Source organism: Bacteroides sp. MSK.20.82, assembly GCF_019052485.1.
Classification (GTDB): Bacteria; Bacteroidota; Bacteroidia; order Bacteroidales; family Bacteroidaceae; genus Bacteroides; species Bacteroides thetaiotaomicron.
Genome location: NZ_JAHQUN010000010.1, coordinates 148,895 through 166,782 on the forward strand (window position 1 = coordinate 148,895; position 17,888 = coordinate 166,782).

Genomic DNA, 17,888 nt, shown 5'->3' on the forward strand with positions numbered 1-17,888 from the left:
TTTCCTGATTCAAGGTGGGATTATTCATATCTTATCATTTGTTATTTCTTTCTTCGTAACCAAAGGCAAGATGAACAAAAAAGTACTACCCTTACCGACTTCCGATTCTACACCGAATCTTCCCCCAAGATTATGAACAATTGTTTGCGAAAGTGTCAGTCCAAGCCCTGTTCCCTGCATCTCCCGATCAAGCTTCGTAAAACGGGAGAATATCTTTTCCTGCTCCTCCTTCGGAATGCCGATACCGGTATCCGATACATAAAAATAGACTTCATCCGTGCCTTCCATACGACATCCGAAACGGATTTCACCTGTTTTAGTAAATTTCATCGCATTATGAAGCAAGTTCGTCAATACCTGAATAATACGCTGCTTCTCCGAATGCATCATAATCGGTTCCAGATGTGCTTCACAGACCAGTGTCACCAAAGGATTCTCATTCAGCCTCATTCCGAAAAGTCCTTCCAGCTCCCTCAGCAGATCATTGGCATCAAACTCCGAATATACAAAGTTCAACACGCCTGCATCTATTTGCGAAAGATCGAAGATATCATTTACCAGTCGCAATAACCGCTCATTATTTTCAGAGATAATATCGGTATACATCTTCTTTTCCTCCTCGCTGGTAGCCGTAGCCATCAACCCAGAGAATCCGATAATGGCATTCAACGGAGTACGGACTTCGTGACTCATATTAGCGATAAAGGCAGACTTAAGTTTGTCGGCAGAAATCGCATTTTCTCTTTCTACATCCAGCAGGCGCTGCATATTTCGAAGTTCCGTCACATCATAGACTGTCAGCACCATACGTTCTTCACCATTTATTTTCAGATAAGTGCCCGAAACAGAAACATCACAGGGAATAACCGTCTTTTCATCCTCACTTAAAAGTTGCATAGAGGCATCCAGTTTCTTAAAGCTTCTCTTCTCATAAAAAGCCTTGCTTATAGATGTACGTATACAGCACAACTTACACTGTTCATGTTTCCCGCATTCTCCGGCTACTATCGCATTTCTGCAATGCAATAAATCTCCGACTCTTTTTTCTTCTCCCTGCGCAGGAGTCAAATGATTCAGTGTATAATAATTGGTATTGTGGACGATGAGGTCTCTGTCAATCAACAGATAGTAAACGTTTATATTCTGTAGTATGGAAGTCAACTCTTTGGATTCATGCAGCATTACAGATGTTTCCAATATCATTTTCTTCTTAACCGACTGATACTTAATCAGTAGATAAATGAATCCAGCTAATAAAACAACTGTAACAAACTGTAATGCCATAATAATATATTCTATTGTTTGTAGTGCCCTGATCGTTTTGACTCGTAAAAGTATAAAATATACCGAATAAATGATACTACATTTGCATATTTATTCTACCTAGAAAGAAAAGTTTTTTTTCTTTCTCCCTAAGTAGACGAAAAATTCTCTCTAAGTTATTGCAGTATTAAAAAATATACTTATCTTTGCACCCGCAAACGAGAAAGGTGCCATAGCTCAGTTGGTAGAGCAAAGGACTGAAAATCCTTGTGTCCCCGGTTCGATTCCTGGTGGCACCACCAAAGAAAGTACATAAATGCTTTTCACACATGAAAACCCTTGAATTAGAGATAGTTCAAGGGTTCTTTTTTTACCCTCACTACGCATTCCGCTACATATTTGTGAAGTTGGACTTTGCCAATTCAGTGGCTTTTTTTAAGGCTTTTGAAAAAGCCATAAATATGCACCATACTTCATTGTTTTTCAGCTGTTTGACAATTTCAATCTCCGGTGTGAAAAAGTAATTTTGCACACATGACCGGATGAAGTCGAAAAAGTGAAAGAAATTTAAAAATTCGGTATTTCCCATCGGGATAAAAAAAAGGAATCGAACCCGGGATACAAAAGGCAATTCGAACCTGAGAAAAATGGGATTTTTATGGCTTTTCCACAAGTCCCTCAAAAAAGCCACCGAATTTAACATTTCGCTCCACGTCCTCATGCCATCCGGTTTTGACGAAACAATTGAATGTAACACCTCAAAAAACAAAAGTGATGAAACAAGGAACAATGAACATTCTGTTTTTCGTGCTTAAAACGAAATTGTTGAAAAACGGTGAGGCACCGGTATTGATGCGGATAACCATCAATGGAGACTATGACGATGTACGTATCCAAAGAAGCGTACCCCTGAACTTATGGAACGCCGCCAAAGGATGCAGTAAAGGCAGGGACAGGGCATCAGTGGCACTGAACGCCTATATTGCCGAACTGCACGCACGCGCCTTGGAAAAACACAAGGAACTGGTATTGGAACAGGCCCTGATTACCCCAAAACTGATTCTTAAACGTGTTTTCGGGAAAGACACCGAAATGCGTACACTGCTCGGCACCATGAGGGAAGGCATCAAGGAAATGGAAACATTGGCGGGTATAGACTACTCTCCCGTCACAATCAACCGGTATAAGAACGTGGTGAAGAAATTACAGCTGCTCATCCCCTCTTATTACGGAAAGGAGGATGTCACTTTCCATGAGCTGACACCGGAGTTCATCCGTGCGTTTGACATCTATCTGAAAACGGAGGCGGGACTGTGCCGGAACACGATAGTCCGTTATATGAAATGCTTCAAGAAATTTACCAATATGGCATTGGCAAAGGAATGGATGCGCAAGAATCCCTTTTACGGTTACAAGATGGAGCAGGACGAGACCGATCCGGTATTCCTGACCTACGACGAGTTGCAGACCGTAATGAAAAAGAAATTCACCATTCCACGGCTTGAACTGGTCAGGGATGTCTTTGTCTTCGCGTGTTTCACCGGTCTGGCATTCTCCGATGTTGCCAGTCTGAACAAAGAGAATCTGGTACAGGACAATCTCGGAGACTGGTGGATAAGAAAAGGAAGGGTCAAATTGGAACACCGTAGGAAGGCCTCTTCCATCAGCAATATTCCATTGCTGCCCGTACCCCTGGCCATATTGGAGAAATACAAGGAACATCCGACCTGCATTAAGAAAGGATGCTGTTTGCCCGTCATGTGTAATCAGAAGATGAACAGCTACCTCAAGGAAATAGCCGATTTCTGCGGCATTAAGAAGAATCTGACCACGCACGTTGCCCGTCACACTTTCGGGACTACGGTCACGCTTGCCAACAATGTGCCTCTTCAAGATGTTTCCGTCATGCTCGGCCATGCCTCCACACGTATGACACAGCATTATGCACGGGTCATGAACAGCAGCCTGAAAGAAGCAATGAACAACGTGAAGGAGCGTCTTGCACAATAAGTATACAAATTCAGTCATTAAGCTGTCCCCCTAGGGATGGCTTTTTTTGTAATCTATAATTCACAATATCCTGCCGTCCTTTCAATTTCTTACCTGCAAATATAGCCATTTGTCGGGTTGATTGCGCAAGGCGGCCCCTTTCAGGGGCTGGTTGGCTAAAAGAAAATCATCCTCGCTTCGCTGCGGTATTTTCTTTTGCCAAGCCTTGCGCAATCCCCGACAAAGGACAGCCCGGCAAGTAAGAAAACGAAAATCCGGCTCCATGGAGCCGATCATGTCAAACTTAAAAAAATAAAGGTATGAACAGAAAGACGACAAGCAAAGGACAGCAGGAAGCCAATCCGGAAATGACGATGTTGGTTTATCGGGAAATGAGCTATCCTGCACGGGAAGTGCAAGGCAAAGATGGGAACTATCTGGTTTCCGTAGAAAGACTGGAACAGGAACTGCTGGATGGCATCAGAAGCCTTGATCCGGCAGCATTCGATTTGGACGAAGAAATCGCTTACTATTGTTCGGACGAAGAGATCCGCCTGTTGACGGACGATGAACTGGAAGAAATGATTTACGGCTGACATTTAAAAAAGTAATGATTATGAATGAAACAACAGCAAAGGTCTGCGAAGAGCAAGTAGCAGACCTTACCATAGAGAATGCACACAGGGTCACGATGATCCGAAAAAAAGGTACGGACTATCCCCCCGTACCGTTCCATTTTAGAAAGGAGCATCATGGAACGGGCAACTATGTACACCTGTACGGAAATCCGGAAGATCGCAATGAATTGCATTCCAGGGATTTCAAAGACTGGCAAGCCGTAGCATTCAAACATCCGGGCTATCTGGATGATATGTGGAAACAGGCTTGCGACGCATACGCCTGGAGTTCCTTCAATCCGGAGATTCGCGGCGAGACGGACATCATGATCTACGGAGAAGAGCTGCACAACGACCTGCGACTCATGCCGGAAGAGGAAGGGGATACATACATCGCCGCCTACCGGCAGAAGTTGTCCGCCCAGCTCTCGGTCCTCTCCCACTGTGCCAACCCGATGGTGACGGGACGGAGCGGATTTGATTACTACAGGCAGGAAAAAACGAACAGAAGCTATCAGAACTGTTACGAAGAATTCCGCAATTGGCGGAAAAAAGTTCTTGAAACCATCAGACGGAAAAAGGAAGCCGCACGACCGGAGGAAGAGAAACAGGAAAAGGCATGGCAGACGCTCAAACGCGACATCAAGAGCAGTGCCGACACCATCCATGGGATTGATACCGGACAATGCCGGGGCTATAGCCGTGCCCTGTTTGTCAGCAGCATCCTGAACAAGGTATCCACCCTGGCCAATCACGGGGAAGTGGAAATCGTCCGTAGGGCCGTGGACTTCATTTCCAAATATAACGCAAGGGTGAAGAAACCCGTCATCACACCGAGAAACAAATTCTTCCAATTGCCGGAACTGGCGGAACGGATGCGCGAAAAGCTGAAAGCGATGCAAAGCCGGGAAAACAAGGAAGTGCCGTTCGAGGGCGGAACACTTGTATGGAACTATGGGGAAGACCGCCTTCAGATCCTGTTTGACAGGATTCCCGAAGACAGCAGACGAAAGGAACTGAAATCCTCCGGATTCCGCTGGTCACCCAAAAACAAGGCATGGCAACGGCAGCTTACCTCCAATGCTCTCGGTGCCGCAAAAAGATTGTTGGACCTTCAAAACATCTGAGCCATGAAAAACGACAATTTGAGATTCATCATTGATTCACGTTGCTTTGACGGCAGTTGTCTGACCGTCATGTCTGATGGGATACATAGTGATTATGGTCACGAAACACTGGAAGAATTGAGGGAAAGGGAAAATAACCCCAGCCTCATTGCCGTGCCCGGAAATGCCATCTGCAAAAAAATGCAGATCCACCTGCAGTCTCTCTGCGCCCCGTTCTGTGAAATTACGGAAGAGGACTATTTTGACTATATGGACACCCAGCCACCCATCCGGCACACCCGGAATTTCTTTTTCATGAGCGAGCCGTATCATGCCGGCATTCACCGGTTCTGCTTCCGGATAGACGGACGGTATTTTACGGGGCTGCGTTCCGTGAACACACCAAGAAAGGATTTGGAACAGCAAATGGACAGACATTACCGGAAGGTCACATTCAAAGGCGGCATCCTCAAAGAAAAACCAATGGGAATATTTGACCATACACGGCATAGTTTCACAGTTATAGTCCCATATCTGTTCCTTGACCAAAATGGAGAGAAGAAATTCATCTGCAACCTGGTGAAAGGTACGGACGAATCCTCCGGCAAGGATGCAAGACAGGAAACAGCCAGGGTTCTCCAAAGCTTGCGCCGCCATCATTTCCTCTACTTCTCCGGCTATGAGGGAAACGACGATATGGGCAGATTCCTGGAAAGAGTGGTGCAAAACAGACATACCCTGTCAGCAAACGGGGATTTTCTGCAATATCCCACCAACCGAGAGTCTGTGTCTTTCGCCGGAACGGTCAAAGAAACAGGGGAAAAGTTCTTTTACCGCATCTACGACCTGGAACTGTTCCATTACCTGCTGTACAAGCTGCGGAGCATCAGAATGGAAAAGAAGGAAGTGCAGGCTTGAATCAGTATGCAGGATGGGTTCCCGGCAGGGTTTCCATCCTGCACATGTATCAGAAATCCAACAAAAAAACGCAATATGAACCATACAGACTTTTACGCCCGGATAAGGGCTATCAAAGAAATGGAATACAGGGAATTGTATGCAGCCATAGAACTGCATGGAGCTTCCTATGAATGGAACAGCAATGATGGGGAATGCCCCGTCATTGCTGTCAATACAGGCAGCGTACAACCGGCTCCGGCTGATGTGCTGATTTGCAGGGTTACCATCGAGAACGGCAACTTGCGCCTCTATGGTGTAGAGAATGAATACGGGAATGAGGTAAACTTCCGGCCGGATGAAGCCTTTGCCGGACATCTGTCATATATCATAGATTGTTTGCCGCCCGTCAACGGAGTGGATGATGTGACAACATTAAAGACAGAGGAGGAAGCGGTATGAAGAAGGAAAAACAATCCTGGACGGACTATGTTCCTCATTCGGTCAGCCTCTATTACGTGGACTACCGGGAGAATTTGGACAGCCATGATGATTTGCAGGAGCAGTGCATCCGTCGGAACAGTCTCGGTCCGTTGGAAGAACAAATCCTGGAGTGGTATGCCGATCAGGAACATGACAACCTGCAAGGGTATCTCTCGGAGATACGGAATGAGATGGAAGCGGACGGGAAATCCGCCGAATATATCCGACATGAGGAGAAGATAAAAGACCTGCTTTACGAACGGAACAATACCGATCCGGCAGAAGAACTGATAGACAATTCCGCTGTAACCAATATGTTCTACTCCCTTGGAGTCGAAATCGAGGGCTATGTGTACGGAGGCTGTGGGCGCGGAGAATCCGAAACGGTCTCTCTTCGTAAAATCAGACGGGCGCTTCAACTGAAGGAAGGGCTGTTTACCGATGAACTCCATGAACTTCTGGTCAATGCTCCGTACGGTGGCGAACTCCGCATCTATTTCAATGCCATATTCTCCAGACTGATTACGGGAGATACTTCACATGATTTCAAGCGCATCCGATTCTATGGAGGTGTCATTGTTGCTATTGTAGACAGCCGGAATGGTGCGGGGTATCATGTAAGTCTTCAGACTGACATCACCCTTCCGTTCTACAGAGACAATCTTTTTGTGGATTCTCAGGTACATTATTCCTATGCGAATGAAATTTGCGGGTTGTTGAACAGCTGGTGTGATTCCACCCGTTGGGAAACCGGAATGATGCCTCTGGAAGTCACTTTGCAGAAGAGTCACATAAATGAATATCAGAAGCAGGAAGCTCTTTATGAAAAAAGGTTTCGGGAAGGCGGATGTACTTTTGGAGACATGAACCATAAACGTCACAGAGATACCTATTATATAAACAGCTTCCCATGCGGTACCAAATGTCCGCATTGCGGCACGTTTTGGATTGACTGAAAACAGACGAGTCTTTTACACATCTTGAAAATGAATAAAACTATGGATAATCAAAGAACAAAGATGCTGGGTGAGAACCTGACGCACTACAGAAATCTTCAGGAGAACGGCTCTGTAAACCTGATCGAATTTCACACAACCGACAACCGGAAATTCGGCATCGGAAATCCGGATGCCATCAAGCTGTTGCTCTCGGCAGCCGTTACCGAACTGGAACGCCAGCTCCATATAGCGCAGTCCGGAGGTTTACCGGAACGGTTGGAACAAAGCCGGGAGTATAAGGCGGCAAAGGCACTGGAACAAGCACTGAATGATACGGGATTCAGTCCCGAACGTTTTGCAGAGACACTCCCGTTTTTCCATAAGACCTTGGAACAGACATTTTTCAAAACAATAAAGGCATGTATCATCGCCATGGCAAAACGTGAGTCGTGCCGGATTGACAGCCGAAATCAAGCGTCTTACGAAATGTGCCGGATGCTCGCGCCCATGCTGGAAGATACCGACTTACCCTTTATTTGACAACATGGAATTCAAGTATGACCGAAAAGCGAACTCCAGTGCTGAAAAGCCGGAGTTCGCTTTTTCATTGTTTAACAGATAAAACACCAAAGTTATGAAAATCCTGAATGAAGAACATTTCGAGAACGTAAAGCGCTATGCCGAATCCATTGGTGACACCTCACTTCAAAAGTGCTTGGAACGGTTGAAGAGTTGGGAAGGGAATCCTGACTATCCCAGTGAGATTTCACTCTACTATGACCATGCCCCATACTCGTTCGGCTTTACCCAGCATTATGCTGATGGAAGAATAGGTATCGTAGGAGGTCTGCTCTATCATGGAATACCTGACAGGTCGTTTGCCGTAACATTGCAGCCGTTCCACGGATGGCAGATACATACCTGAAAAACATGAAACTTGACAATGACCGAAAAGCAGACTTCAGAACAGAGAATCCGAGGTCTGCTTTTTCATTTCTTGCTGTAAAGATAGCCGTTTTCCGGGCTGATTGTGCAAGGCGGCCCCTTTCAGGGGCTGGGTTGGCTGAAAGAAAATCATCCTCGCTTCGCTGCGGTATTTTCTTTCGCCAAGCCTTGCCGCAATCCCCGGAAAACAGACTGGAAAGACATCAAGAAATAAAAATGCCTACCCATGTAGGCCGATGTTTTACTTAAAAAAGAACAGATATGGAAACACTGGATTATAACCAGCTGCTGCTTGTCTCCCTGTGGCAATACAACCACCACGGGGATGAAGGGTTGACTCCTGCACTTTTCGAGGAAACGTTCGGAAAGGTCTATGGAAGTCACTATTACGAAAAATGGACCGGCTACTTCAATCGGAATCTCTGGGACATGATTGCCTATTTCAGAAGCGAGAAGGAGAACGGACAGAAGTTCTGCGACATGGTTGCCCTTCAGGTCAAATTGTATCAACAAAAACGATCTCAATATGAAGTACGGTAATTTTTATGACCTGGAAAGTCTGACTCTGCTCAACAGGCATGAAGGGTGTGCCTGCTCCATAAAGGAATGTGATGTGGAGAAGGTGAACCGGCTGATTTCAAGGATGCGGGAGGACAGGGAAAGAGTCGGTTTACCGACTGCAGGAGACGTTGTCACTTATATCACCCGTGGCGGTGACTATTATCCGCAGGCACACATTGAAAGGGGCGATGACCGGGAAGTTCATATCTGCCTTCTCCCACAGACACCTTTTTGCCATGAAAATGAAAAGTGTACCGGTTACAATACCGAAGGAGGCCCTTGGGTTACAACCGGTCCGGAATTGCTGATTCCCGATGGCATACGCAGCAAACAGTTCCGGATGTGGGGGCATACCGGAAGGCACAGGAACGGTGCCGTCCTCTTCCACACATTCGTCAGGGCATGGAAATACACGAAACCCGATCCTCTGTACGGAAAGTACACCACAAAAGAATGGACGAGATACCTTATCGAGTGTCAGCCGGATATTGAACCGGCTGATGCCTTTGTCTATCGGAATGAGGCATTCACCCTTTACTCGCGGGAAGAATTGGAACGGCTGGTCGGGATTCTGCACGGAAAGCTTTTCAACGGATTCCGTCCCGGTCTGTTCATACTCTGGGCATACCGTATGGAATGGAAGGAACTTCCCGCATGGGAATGGAACATGCTGAAAGCGGACACCCATCTCTCTTTCCTTGGCATTTCTCCCGTCAGGATACAGACTGACCATAAAAGACATATAGTAACAATCTATAAAAAATCAGAGTAATATGGTACCATACAACACACCGCAGACGATACGTCCGCTTGAGAAAATGGTCTGTGATTTCGCCTATTCGAACGGCTACGATCCGATATCCGTTTTCAACGATTTTCTGCGTTATGTCATTCACGGGTTCTCTCCCGGCGCACCGCCCCTTATGGACTGGAAATACAAACGGCAGCAGAACAGGCATTTTATGGAAATGCTTACCGGATGGATACGGCTCATGCAGCGGGAATTGCAATCCGGCGGATGGTTTGATGCGTTCGGTGACCTCTTCATGGCAATATCCTCCAAAAGCGGTCGGCAGGTGAACGGACAGTTCTTCACTCCGCCGGATATCTGCGACCTGATGGTCTTATGTACCGATTCGGGGGAGACAGCGACAGGAAAACGTATCTGTGACCCGACATGCGGAAGCGGAAGGCTGCTGCTGGCATATCATGTACGCCACCTGGGTAATTATCTGGTTGCAGAGGATGTCAGCCGTACCTGTTGCCTGATGACCGTTTGCAACATGCTCGTACATGGCTGCATAGGTGAGGTCATCCACCATGACAGCCTCTGCCCCGAAAACTTCATGGACGGCTGGATGGTAAACCATACGCTGACCCAGACGGGCATTCCCTCCATTCACCGGATGAGTGAGGAGGAATATCGGACAAGCAGAAACATGTCCGTTGACCTGCTCAGAAAGCGGAAAGAGAAATTGCGCCAAATGCAGCCTGGCAAGAAACAATTGCCATATAAACAACAGAATTTATAAACAATAAACCGAATGATTATGAAACTGAATGTTAGCAACGAATTGAAATCCCGCCTGACCCATGCGGCGGAAAACGGAAGTGTGATAGCCAAAGATATCCTTTCGGAAGTAAAAAAGAACGTACCGGTGGAAGAAGTCATACGGGGGTCCTACAATTTTTTCTCCACCAAACGCAAACGGACGGAAGCCGGCACGTTCAAGAAAATCCGGATCGTGTTCACGGCATGCAACAAAGACTTGGGCCATCCCAATTTCCCAGACCGGAACAATCCGCAGGCACCCTGGTTTCCGGAGAACCGGACAGATCTGGAACCGTCCACGTTTATCGAGCTGTTCAAAAATCTGGGACCGTACCAGCCCGATGAAATCAACTATTTCTGCAGCGCCATCTCACTGGACAGCAAGGTCACAATCAGACTGCATGACAGTATGAACGATTTTATGGAGGCTTATCTGGAAAGCAACTACAGTCCCATATCTGACGGTAGCGAATCCAGCCTGCACAACTCCTGTATGAGATATGAAGACAAGGCCCGTAATGCAGCGGATTTCTATGCCAATTTCGCAGGAGCCAAAATACTCGTGGCAAGGGATGACAGCAGCAATGTGGTCGGACGGGCCATTGTATGGAACGAGATAACATTGTGGAAATCAATAAACACACCGATTGCCGCCTCCCTGCTGGATCGTATCTATTCCTCACACGCATTCGTCGTCGAACTGATCCGCAAGCAGGCGCAGGAGGCAGGTATCCTGTTGCGACGCAGATACAACGATTATACACATACAACGGATTTCACCGTACTGAATCCCATTGAGGGGCAGGAATGGGCGGCCGGAGATAATATACAGGTTTCTTTGACGGTGAAAGTGCCCGCCTGCAGGTGGCACAAGAAAGGGGTGCCTTACCTCGACACGTTCTACAGCCTCCATCTGACGGACGGTAACCTGGAACTGAGAAATACGGAGGGCGACACGAGCATAGCCACCTGCCGGAGCACGGAAGGGTGTGCAAACAGGAAAAAATATGTATGTCCCAAATGCGGGAAGATACATATCTTCCCGGATGCGGCATTCTGCAAGAACTGTCAGGATATGTACTATGTATCTACCGTATTTGGGAAAGTCCTGAAAGGATTATCGGTGGAATATAAAGGAAAGAAATATCCGTCTTTTCTCTTTCGTAAAGGGCGTCCCGTACCGGAATTCAGACGATACCTGCAAATCGAAAAATTGTTCATTTCCTAAAATATCATTATCATGGAAAAACTAATGGCTCTTTACGGCATTTCTTCCCCCTCTGGCAGAGAGGGGAAGATGGCTAAATTCATCATAGAGGAACTCAAAAAGATGGAGATTCCTTTCCGGCAAGACAGGTACGGAAACATCTATGCGGTCAAAGGCAACCGGGAAAGCTACCCCTGTGTCGTGGCGCACATGGATGAGGTACACTGGCGCAAGACAGGCTCTTATGCAGCCCATCTTGTGGCGGACTCGATGATTGTCGGCTATGATCACAAGCGTAAACGGATGACCGGAATCGGTGCGGATGACAAGAACGGCATCTGGATCTGCCTGAAATGCCTGGAGGATTGCAAGACGGTGAAATGTGCCTTCTTCGTACAGGAGGAGGTGGGATGCATAGGCAGCAGCCATGCCGATATGTCCTTCTTTTCCGATTGCCGTTTCGTGATTCAGTGTGACCGGAAAGGGAACGGGGATATGGTAACACAAATCAATGGGATGAAGCTCTGCTCCAACGAGTTCATTTCAGCTATAGATGTCCGGAAGTACGGCTACAAGCCGGCACAGGGACTGAATACAGATGTGGCGGCTTTGAAAAGAAACGGTCTGGAAGTATCCTGTATCAATCTTTCCTGTGGATATTACGAACCTCATACGGACAACGAATATACCGTCGTGGCTGATCTTTGCAAGTGTTACCGCTTTGTCCGGCATATCATCTGCTGCCACAAGGGAACCAGCATGCATATACCGGAAGCGGGAAAAAAAACTTTCCCCGGATATTATGAACTGTTCGGGCTGACCGGATATAGCGAAGAGGATTATATCCGTTTGTCAGAAGAAAAATACATGGGACATACTAAAACAACCAAGACAAGCTCTAAGAATAAATTCTGATTCATCAACATTAAAAACATAGTATTATGGAAACAACAGTAATGCCGGCAGCTGTATCGGTACAGAAACAGCAGGGCCTCAACCAGGTAGTCATTAACAAGGTACAGCGGATGATAGAAGGCAGGCAAGGTGGTGTCATGGACACCATCAACCGTCTGCTCAGTGAGGGACGGATCGCGCAGGATTTCATCGCTCCCATCGGGGTAAGCCAACGTAGCAAGGAACGCCCCGTTATCTCTTTCAAAGCGGAAGGAAGGGTACAGATGGCAATGCCCGAAGGGAACTTCAACCTGCACGGCAACGCCATAAGCCAGATTTCGGAGAAGATGGGCATTCCCGCCAAATACCTGCGCGAGCTTTCTGCCGGGGATGTTTGGCAGAAACAGTTGTGCGCCACCATCCTGAACGAGCATTCGGGATGGACCGAGCGTACACGGGTACTGATACGGGCGGTAGGAATGGAAGTCCGGGGCGTATTGTCGGACTCCTACCGTCGGCTGAACTCGGTGGATATCCTGACCGCTTTCATCCGTGAGGCGGGAGGACAGGGAGCGGTCGTGTCCGATGCCTATATGAACGACACGAAAGTATGGTGTGAGACAATCCTGCCCACTCCGATAGAGATACCCACCCGTAAGAACGGAACGGTCATCATCTTCGCAGGAGCACGCTTCTCCACATCCGACTATGGCAACGGATCGGTCGATATGCGGTCGTTCCTGCTCAACGGGGCGTGCCTGAACGGGATGGTCAGGGAGTCCGTCATGCGGCAGATACACCTTGGAGGCCGACTGCCGGAATCCCTGTCCCTCTCCCAAAAGACCTACGAACTGGACACGCAGACCACCGTATCGGCTGTTTCCGACCTGACCAAAGGACTGTACAGCAAAGACACCATCATGCAGAAGGCCATCGAAATTCAAGGAGCATCGGAGATAGACGTGGATTTCGACAAGGAACTGAAGAATCTGGTGCAGAAAGGAGCCTTGTTGAAAAACGAGGGACGTGAGGTCGAGAAACTGCTGATGAACAACAATCCTGACGACGGAGTTACAGGCGGGGCCACGCTATGGAAACTGACACAGGGAATCACCGCCTTTGCAAGGGAACAGCAGCCGGAACGCTGCCGGGAACTGCATGAAATTTCGGGACAGCTGATGAACCGGGTAAAGATAAATTAAGAGAATAACAACCGAATTGTATGACAAGGGCGGCCGTGAGTCGCCCGTAAAGCAGAAGAACAATGGGAAATAATATAGTGTGCAGCAGATGCGGATCGGCCAATGTCAGGTGTGAGGCAATGGTAAACCCCAACACAAAAGGGTTCGACCACTTCACGGACGAAGCTTTTTATTACGGGTGGTGCGAAAACTGCGGATTGGGAGGTGCCCTGACCGACAAGGAGGAAATCCGGAACGAAATTTTGGAGAAATACCACAGGTTCAAGAAAGAGAATGCTTGTGAGCCACATTACGCGAATTGCCGGATTGTCCAAAGGGACAGCGGTCAGGTCAAGGATGTAAGAATTATGCTTTCACCGGACACCGGTATGGCCGATGACGGTATTTTCTTTTACTGCCACACATTGGAAAGGCTTATTGGGCTGTCCGTTCCCGGCAGGGAAAGTTTCACCCTTACGGAATGTTTCGGTTTTGCCTTGCTGACAGACAGGGAAAAGATGGAACGGCAGGTATTTAAACATGAAGCGGACGGAAAGCCCGTTATCGTAACAGGCAGGGAAGTGCTGCTTTTCTATGGGGAGCACTATGGTATAAGACCGGAAGAATTGAAGCAATACGCAACGGAGTATTGCTGCCATATCAAACATTACAGGGAATATGGATATCCGTTGCTGGACAGGTCCCTCGTGAAAAAAATGCTGGAGGAAGAGGAACGGATTACAAAAGGGGAAACACGGTCATTCACTCTGCGGATACACTTTCCTTGGCATGTGAAAATCATAAAAGAGGATAATCCTGAATATGCCCCATACAGATATGCCTTGAATGCCTATTGCCTGGACAATCCGCAATGTTTTAACCGCAGATACACCACTTTGGAGAAAGCCTTGCTCCATTGTTTGAATGGATTCAATGAAAATGCCGCAATCAAAGACCGGTATCATTCAATAGGGGAATACTTGCTTCAAAAGTAAGAACAGCAGACAAATACATCTTAAAACAGAAACGTCACAAGGTGATGTATATCACATCATACCTGTGGCGTTTCCGTTTTAGACACTTCCCGGTTCTTGATTCTGCTCGCTTGGGGAATCTGCATCTAATATGGCAATTGGGGTCATTTCCTTATTTAATTGAAAAATAGGCAATTGCTATGCCCAATATAATGGCACATACAATACTTCCCAGTACTATAAAGAGATAGTTGGGATAATGAAACTCAAGGTCCATATAAGGTATATGTTTTCGTTTTACATATTTACTCCATAGCCAAATAATATATTTGCCTATACTTTCCAGTCCTACAATATCAATCATTATTATTGTCTTTTGAATATTCATTCCATATACTGACTCCATAGCCCATATCGTTCCAAAGTTTTTTACTTTCGACATGCATTATGTAATGTTCTCTTGCCTGCTTGAATTTTTTGCTTGCTTCTTTTTGCCAACCTTTGCCTGAAGGTTTATACATCTTATATTGTTTCGTTTTTAAAAATGGATTATATCCATTTATCAACCCTTTTCCTACTTTGCCACAAAAGCCAATGGCTTTAACCCCTCCAAAAAGAGGAAGCGATATTATATCCAAAAAAGCCCCAAACCGTTCTTCCGATAATTGACTTGCTCCTGCTAAAGTACGCCCCGTAAAAAAAACTAATGGTGAGTTTATTTTACTATAAGCTGTATTGACAAGAATTTTACCTATGCCTTCAAGAAAAGTGTTGGATGGTGAATCCAACCAAAATTCAAGAGAAGTCAAGGCTCCAGCTTTTTTAATTTCTCCATTATCTACTGTGTGTGGTATATCTATAATCCTTCTTTCCGTTATGTCAATTATTAATAATCTTTGTCCTGCGGATATAGAATACTCACTTGACAGGTCATTCCATCTTTTTAATTCTTCAACGGTAACATCAAACATTTCTGCAATATATGCTAAGGTATCTCCTTCACACACTACATATCTTGCGCATCCATTTTTGCTAAATAGCCCTCTGAGGCTTTTTTTTATCATTTCCTTTGAGGTATCAATGCATTGGATTTGAACAATGTTAGGTATGCATATTTGGAATGGCAATATATTGTCATTCATATCTATGACTGTTCCATCTGTATCCTCGTAATAATCCTGATATTGCACAAAAGCATACCCTTCTCCTATTACAAATCCAGTATACGGAATTCCTTTTGTTTTATAATCCAGAAAATCTTCTCTGCTTATAAAAATATTATTGTATTGGCTCATAGATGGATATAATTAAAATTATGGTGTATTTTTTTACTATATCGTTAAATTCTACGTTTTGTATTTAGTCCATATTCTCTCTACACTAACATTTTAACAACAAACTCTAATACATATTAAACATATCCCTGTTTTTAATCTTTCCTTTATTTTTTTCAATATATATTCCGCAATTAGAATATTGTTCTCCATTAAGAACGTATGATGTAATATAATTCTCCCACATTTTCCCTACAAGTCTTTTTTCTGTTTTTTGCTCGGTTATTCTATATACGATAGTATCATTAACCGTTATTAACCAATCAAACATAACAGATAAAGAGTCGGAACTTTCATATCCATAGAATCGTTCCCTTACTCTAAATTCCGTTAAAGGAATTTCATGTACAAGAGATGAAAAGTCTGTGTCTTTTTTAAATTCATATAAATGTATATCGTTTATTTCATACTCTTCAAACCCTATAGTAGAAATAACAGTTCTAATCTTATATGAATCAACAGATGAAGGGTGATTATATGGACTGTTAATTGTGTAACAGAAAAATACAAATAATAAAATCAATATACAATAAGGTATTAAAAAAACAGGTTTTAGTGAATTTATTTTAAGAGTAAAAAGTACGACAACTTTGAATATTGTAATTGTAGAATATATTAATAAAGCAATGAAAAAGAATATACAAATAATTGACATTGTCATATCATTGTAAGAGTATTTCTCTTGCAGCATAGGAAACAACAAACAAAAACTTATAACCATCAAGAGTATTCCTATTACCTTTTGAGTAATACTTAAGACTGGTATTATTTTATTTATAATATCCCGTATTCTATTTACCGGCAACATATCCATAGTATCCCGCTTCAAAATTATCAATATCAATGGTACATTCCATTACTTTACCCCAAGTAAACATTTTAATGATAACATGATTCTCTTTTTGTTGAATTTCCTCAACACAAACCCAGTGATTAGGACATATAGAGGTTATATCTTCATCAAATATCACTGTTTCTGCGTGAATAAGCACACAAACAGAGTATCCTTCATCTAATTTATTTTGCAAATCTGATATAATATCTTTGGCATTACCATTTTTTAGTACTTGAAATAAGGCCGTTGTATCAATTATACTGTTAAAATTCAAAACATCTTTCATCAAACCTGAAATGATATGAGGGAAAGAAATTCCAGTACAGCCTTCCAGTGTTTCTTCTATTTTGCTATCATCTTTTCGAGTATCGTAGTCCCATAATATATTTTTAAAATCCCTGATTGTTGCCAAAAACAGATAATCTGCAAATTCTAAAGAACCTACTTTTTTATTTTGAGGTTTAAGTTCTACTAAATGTTCATCTTTATCAATTTCAACTTTATATCCCGTTTGGTCAATAAGGGCAATTCCTTTCTTATGCATATTGGTTATAAAGTTATTATATCCAGTACTATTGCTTTTTGCAAAGATATAAGCAATTGAGGCTATTCCACATAAAGAAGTACTTTGCTGATTTATAAGATAAGGAAATGATATTCGTTTATTTATATTTCTTTCAACTTCTTTTTTATCTAAATATCTAAACCGGTAATGTATCCAAACTTTTAATACTCCTTCATTACATTGCTCCTGTATGTAAGCGTAAAAAGTCACGAAGCATCCTAATATATTAAAATCATCTACTTTAAAGTCCACCTTTTTCCCTCTTGGCTTCCATGTAGATAAAACTGTAATATTTCCACCATTATCAGTATAATGACATTCCCATCTAACATCATTACTTTTAGGAATGCCATATATAAAATCAAGAACTTCTAAAGAATATGTTTTGTTATAAACTAATCCTTTTTGGGTTAGATTAAAAGTGCCATCATTTGTAGAACCTTCATCTAAGTCAGAAATCATTATTGTTTTCACTTTCGGTTTCTTTTGTAAATTAGCACTTCCTTTGACTCCTTCAGTTCTGGATGTAATAACAATATTACCCATA

Annotated in this window: 20 protein-coding genes and 1 tRNA gene; 16 read left to right on the forward strand and 5 right to left on the reverse strand. The window is 44.3% G+C overall.

Features of this window, described 5'->3' with window-relative positions; translation table 11 throughout:
• Positions 1–24: 24 nt before the first annotated feature.
• Positions 25–1,284, reverse strand: coding sequence for a HAMP domain-containing sensor histidine kinase (locus KTR07_RS11785; RefSeq protein ID WP_011108361.1), 1,260 nt, complete (start codon positions 1,282–1,284; stop codon positions 25–27).
• A gap of 205 nt (positions 1,285–1,489) precedes the next feature.
• On the opposite strand from KTR07_RS11785, the gene KTR07_RS11790 reads away from it, so the two are divergent.
• Together KTR07_RS11790 and KTR07_RS11795 are read left to right on the forward strand one after the other, a co-directional pair.
• Positions 1,490–1,565: transfer RNA gene (locus tag KTR07_RS11790), tRNA-Phe, on the forward strand.
• Between the two features lie 472 nt (positions 1,566–2,037).
• On the forward strand, positions 2,038–3,273 hold the full coding sequence (locus KTR07_RS11795; RefSeq protein WP_033572552.1) for a site-specific integrase: 1,236 nt from the start codon (positions 2,038–2,040) through the stop codon (positions 3,271–3,273).
• A gap of 81 nt (positions 3,274–3,354) precedes the next feature.
• Here the strand turns inward: KTR07_RS11795 and KTR07_RS11800 are convergent, their stop codons facing one another.
• Positions 3,355–3,537 carry a hypothetical protein gene (locus tag KTR07_RS11800; protein ID WP_254306462.1) on the reverse strand — a complete coding sequence of 61 codons (183 nt, stop codon included), beginning with the start codon at positions 3,535–3,537 and terminating at the stop codon, positions 3,355–3,357.
• Between the two features lie 35 nt (positions 3,538–3,572).
• Here KTR07_RS11800 and KTR07_RS11805 point away from each other — a divergent pair, with 35 nt between their 5' ends.
• The 14 genes from KTR07_RS11805 to KTR07_RS11870 all read left to right on the forward strand — a co-directional run bounded on the left by KTR07_RS11805 (position 3,573) and on the right by KTR07_RS11870 (position 14,628).
• Positions 3,573–3,848, forward strand: coding sequence for a hypothetical protein (locus KTR07_RS11805; protein WP_007838828.1), 276 nt, complete (start codon positions 3,573–3,575; stop codon positions 3,846–3,848).
• Between the two features lie 20 nt (positions 3,849–3,868).
• On the forward strand, positions 3,869–4,996 hold the full coding sequence (locus KTR07_RS11810) for a hypothetical protein (protein ID WP_192914051.1): 1,128 nt from the start codon (positions 3,869–3,871) through the stop codon (positions 4,994–4,996).
• Between the two features lie 3 nt (positions 4,997–4,999).
• Positions 5,000–5,893 carry a hypothetical protein gene (locus tag KTR07_RS11815; RefSeq protein WP_153880889.1) on the forward strand — a complete coding sequence of 298 codons (894 nt, stop codon included), beginning with the start codon at positions 5,000–5,002 and terminating at the stop codon, positions 5,891–5,893.
• A gap of 75 nt (positions 5,894–5,968) precedes the next feature.
• Positions 5,969–6,334, forward strand: a complete 366-nt coding sequence (locus KTR07_RS11820) for a hypothetical protein (protein ID WP_234163609.1) — start codon at positions 5,969–5,971, stop codon at positions 6,332–6,334.
• Complete coding sequence (locus KTR07_RS11825) at positions 6,331–7,311, forward strand: hypothetical protein (protein WP_007838819.1); 981 nt, start codon at positions 6,331–6,333, stop codon at positions 7,309–7,311. Before KTR07_RS11820 ends, KTR07_RS11825 begins: the two co-directional genes overlap by 4 nt.
• Positions 7,312–7,353: 42 nt before the next feature.
• Positions 7,354–7,833 (forward strand): hypothetical protein, encoded by a 480-nt coding sequence (locus KTR07_RS11830; RefSeq protein WP_011964850.1) that lies wholly within the window; start codon positions 7,354–7,356, stop codon positions 7,831–7,833.
• Positions 7,834–7,927: 94 nt separating this feature from the next.
• Positions 7,928–8,218 carry a DUF4120 family protein gene (locus KTR07_RS11835; protein WP_007838816.1) on the forward strand — a complete coding sequence of 97 codons (291 nt, stop codon included), beginning with the start codon at positions 7,928–7,930 and terminating at the stop codon, positions 8,216–8,218.
• Between the two features lie 281 nt (positions 8,219–8,499).
• Positions 8,500–8,778, forward strand: coding sequence for a hypothetical protein (locus KTR07_RS11840; protein WP_151853324.1), 279 nt, complete (start codon positions 8,500–8,502; stop codon positions 8,776–8,778).
• The gene (locus KTR07_RS11845) at positions 8,765–9,571 is read left to right on the forward strand and encodes a DUF4121 family protein (RefSeq protein ID WP_217315411.1); all 807 of its coding nucleotides are present in this window, start codon (positions 8,765–8,767) and stop codon (positions 9,569–9,571) included. The genes KTR07_RS11840 and KTR07_RS11845 overlap by 14 nt, the downstream gene beginning before the upstream one ends.
• Before the next feature lies 1 nt (position 9,572).
• Entirely contained in the window at positions 9,573–10,331 is a 759-nt protein-coding gene (locus KTR07_RS11850; RefSeq protein ID WP_151853323.1) for an N-6 DNA methylase, read from the forward strand.
• A 12-nt stretch (positions 10,332–10,343) separates the two neighbouring features.
• On the forward strand, positions 10,344–11,579 hold the full coding sequence (locus tag KTR07_RS11855) for a hypothetical protein (protein WP_005858677.1): 1,236 nt from the start codon (positions 10,344–10,346) through the stop codon (positions 11,577–11,579).
• Positions 11,580–11,591: 12 nt separating this feature from the next.
• The gene (locus KTR07_RS11860) at positions 11,592–12,473 is read left to right on the forward strand and encodes a hypothetical protein (protein WP_007838810.1); all 882 of its coding nucleotides are present in this window, start codon (positions 11,592–11,594) and stop codon (positions 12,471–12,473) included.
• Between the two features lie 26 nt (positions 12,474–12,499).
• Positions 12,500–13,654, forward strand: a complete 1,155-nt coding sequence (locus tag KTR07_RS11865; RefSeq protein ID WP_044269136.1) for a hypothetical protein — start codon at positions 12,500–12,502, stop codon at positions 13,652–13,654.
• Between the two features lie 119 nt (positions 13,655–13,773).
• Positions 13,774–14,628, forward strand: coding sequence for a hypothetical protein (locus tag KTR07_RS11870; RefSeq protein WP_117596921.1), 855 nt, complete (start codon positions 13,774–13,776; stop codon positions 14,626–14,628).
• A 335-nt stretch (positions 14,629–14,963) separates the two neighbouring features.
• On the opposite strand, the gene KTR07_RS11875 is transcribed toward KTR07_RS11870, so the two are convergent.
• The 3 genes from KTR07_RS11875 to KTR07_RS11885 form a co-directional block, all read right to left on the reverse strand.
• Positions 14,964–15,902 (reverse strand): LysM domain-containing protein, encoded by a 939-nt coding sequence (locus KTR07_RS11875; protein ID WP_117596906.1) that lies wholly within the window; start codon positions 15,900–15,902, stop codon positions 14,964–14,966.
• A 106-nt stretch (positions 15,903–16,008) separates the two neighbouring features.
• A complete protein-coding gene (locus KTR07_RS11880) occupies positions 16,009–16,755 on the reverse strand; it encodes a hypothetical protein (RefSeq protein WP_036644692.1) in 747 nt (248 codons plus the stop codon).
• Positions 16,733–17,887 carry a hypothetical protein gene (locus tag KTR07_RS11885; protein ID WP_117596904.1) on the reverse strand — a complete coding sequence of 385 codons (1,155 nt, stop codon included), beginning with the start codon at positions 17,885–17,887 and terminating at the stop codon, positions 16,733–16,735. Before KTR07_RS11885 ends, KTR07_RS11880 begins: the two co-directional genes overlap by 23 nt.
• Position 17,888 lies beyond the last annotated feature (1 nt).

What these genes read in the sequence shown, in the direction of transcription:
- KTR07_RS11875 (WP_117596906.1), bottom strand. Translation starts at nt 15,902, where the DNA reads ATGAGCCAATACAATAATATTTTTATAAGCAGAGAAGATTTTCTGGAT.
- KTR07_RS11800 (WP_254306462.1), bottom strand. Translation starts at nt 3,537, where the DNA reads ATGGAGCCGGATTTTCGTTTTCTTACTTGCCGGGCTGTCCTTTGTCGG.
- KTR07_RS11825 (WP_007838819.1), top strand. Translation starts at nt 6,331, where the DNA reads ATGAAGAAGGAAAAACAATCCTGGACGGACTATGTTCCTCATTCGGTC.
- KTR07_RS11830 (WP_011964850.1), top strand. Translation starts at nt 7,354, where the DNA reads ATGGATAATCAAAGAACAAAGATGCTGGGTGAGAACCTGACGCACTAC.
- KTR07_RS11865 (WP_044269136.1), top strand. Translation starts at nt 12,500, where the DNA reads ATGGAAACAACAGTAATGCCGGCAGCTGTATCGGTACAGAAACAGCAG.
- KTR07_RS11815 (WP_153880889.1), top strand. Translation starts at nt 5,000, where the DNA reads ATGAAAAACGACAATTTGAGATTCATCATTGATTCACGTTGCTTTGAC.
- KTR07_RS11795 (WP_033572552.1), top strand. Translation starts at nt 2,038, where the DNA reads ATGAAACAAGGAACAATGAACATTCTGTTTTTCGTGCTTAAAACGAAA.
- KTR07_RS11860 (WP_007838810.1), top strand. Translation starts at nt 11,592, where the DNA reads ATGGAAAAACTAATGGCTCTTTACGGCATTTCTTCCCCCTCTGGCAGA.
- KTR07_RS11870 (WP_117596921.1), top strand. Translation starts at nt 13,774, where the DNA reads ATGGTAAACCCCAACACAAAAGGGTTCGACCACTTCACGGACGAAGCT.
- KTR07_RS11880 (WP_036644692.1), bottom strand. Translation starts at nt 16,755, where the DNA reads ATGGATATGTTGCCGGTAAATAGAATACGGGATATTATAAATAAAATA.
- KTR07_RS11835 (WP_007838816.1), top strand. Translation starts at nt 7,928, where the DNA reads ATGAAAATCCTGAATGAAGAACATTTCGAGAACGTAAAGCGCTATGCC.
- KTR07_RS11845 (WP_217315411.1), top strand. Translation starts at nt 8,765, where the DNA reads ATGAAGTACGGTAATTTTTATGACCTGGAAAGTCTGACTCTGCTCAAC.
- KTR07_RS11850 (WP_151853323.1), top strand. Translation starts at nt 9,573, where the DNA reads ATGGTACCATACAACACACCGCAGACGATACGTCCGCTTGAGAAAATG.
- KTR07_RS11810 (WP_192914051.1), top strand. Translation starts at nt 3,869, where the DNA reads ATGAATGAAACAACAGCAAAGGTCTGCGAAGAGCAAGTAGCAGACCTT.
- KTR07_RS11885 (WP_117596904.1), bottom strand. Translation starts at nt 17,887, where the DNA reads ATGGGTAATATTGTTATTACATCCAGAACTGAAGGAGTCAAAGGAAGT.
- KTR07_RS11855 (WP_005858677.1), top strand. Translation starts at nt 10,344, where the DNA reads ATGATTATGAAACTGAATGTTAGCAACGAATTGAAATCCCGCCTGACC.
- KTR07_RS11785 (WP_011108361.1), bottom strand. Translation starts at nt 1,284, where the DNA reads ATGGCATTACAGTTTGTTACAGTTGTTTTATTAGCTGGATTCATTTAT.
- KTR07_RS11805 (WP_007838828.1), top strand. Translation starts at nt 3,573, where the DNA reads ATGAACAGAAAGACGACAAGCAAAGGACAGCAGGAAGCCAATCCGGAA.
- KTR07_RS11840 (WP_151853324.1), top strand. Translation starts at nt 8,500, where the DNA reads ATGGAAACACTGGATTATAACCAGCTGCTGCTTGTCTCCCTGTGGCAA.
- KTR07_RS11820 (WP_234163609.1), top strand. Translation starts at nt 5,969, where the DNA reads ATGAACCATACAGACTTTTACGCCCGGATAAGGGCTATCAAAGAAATG.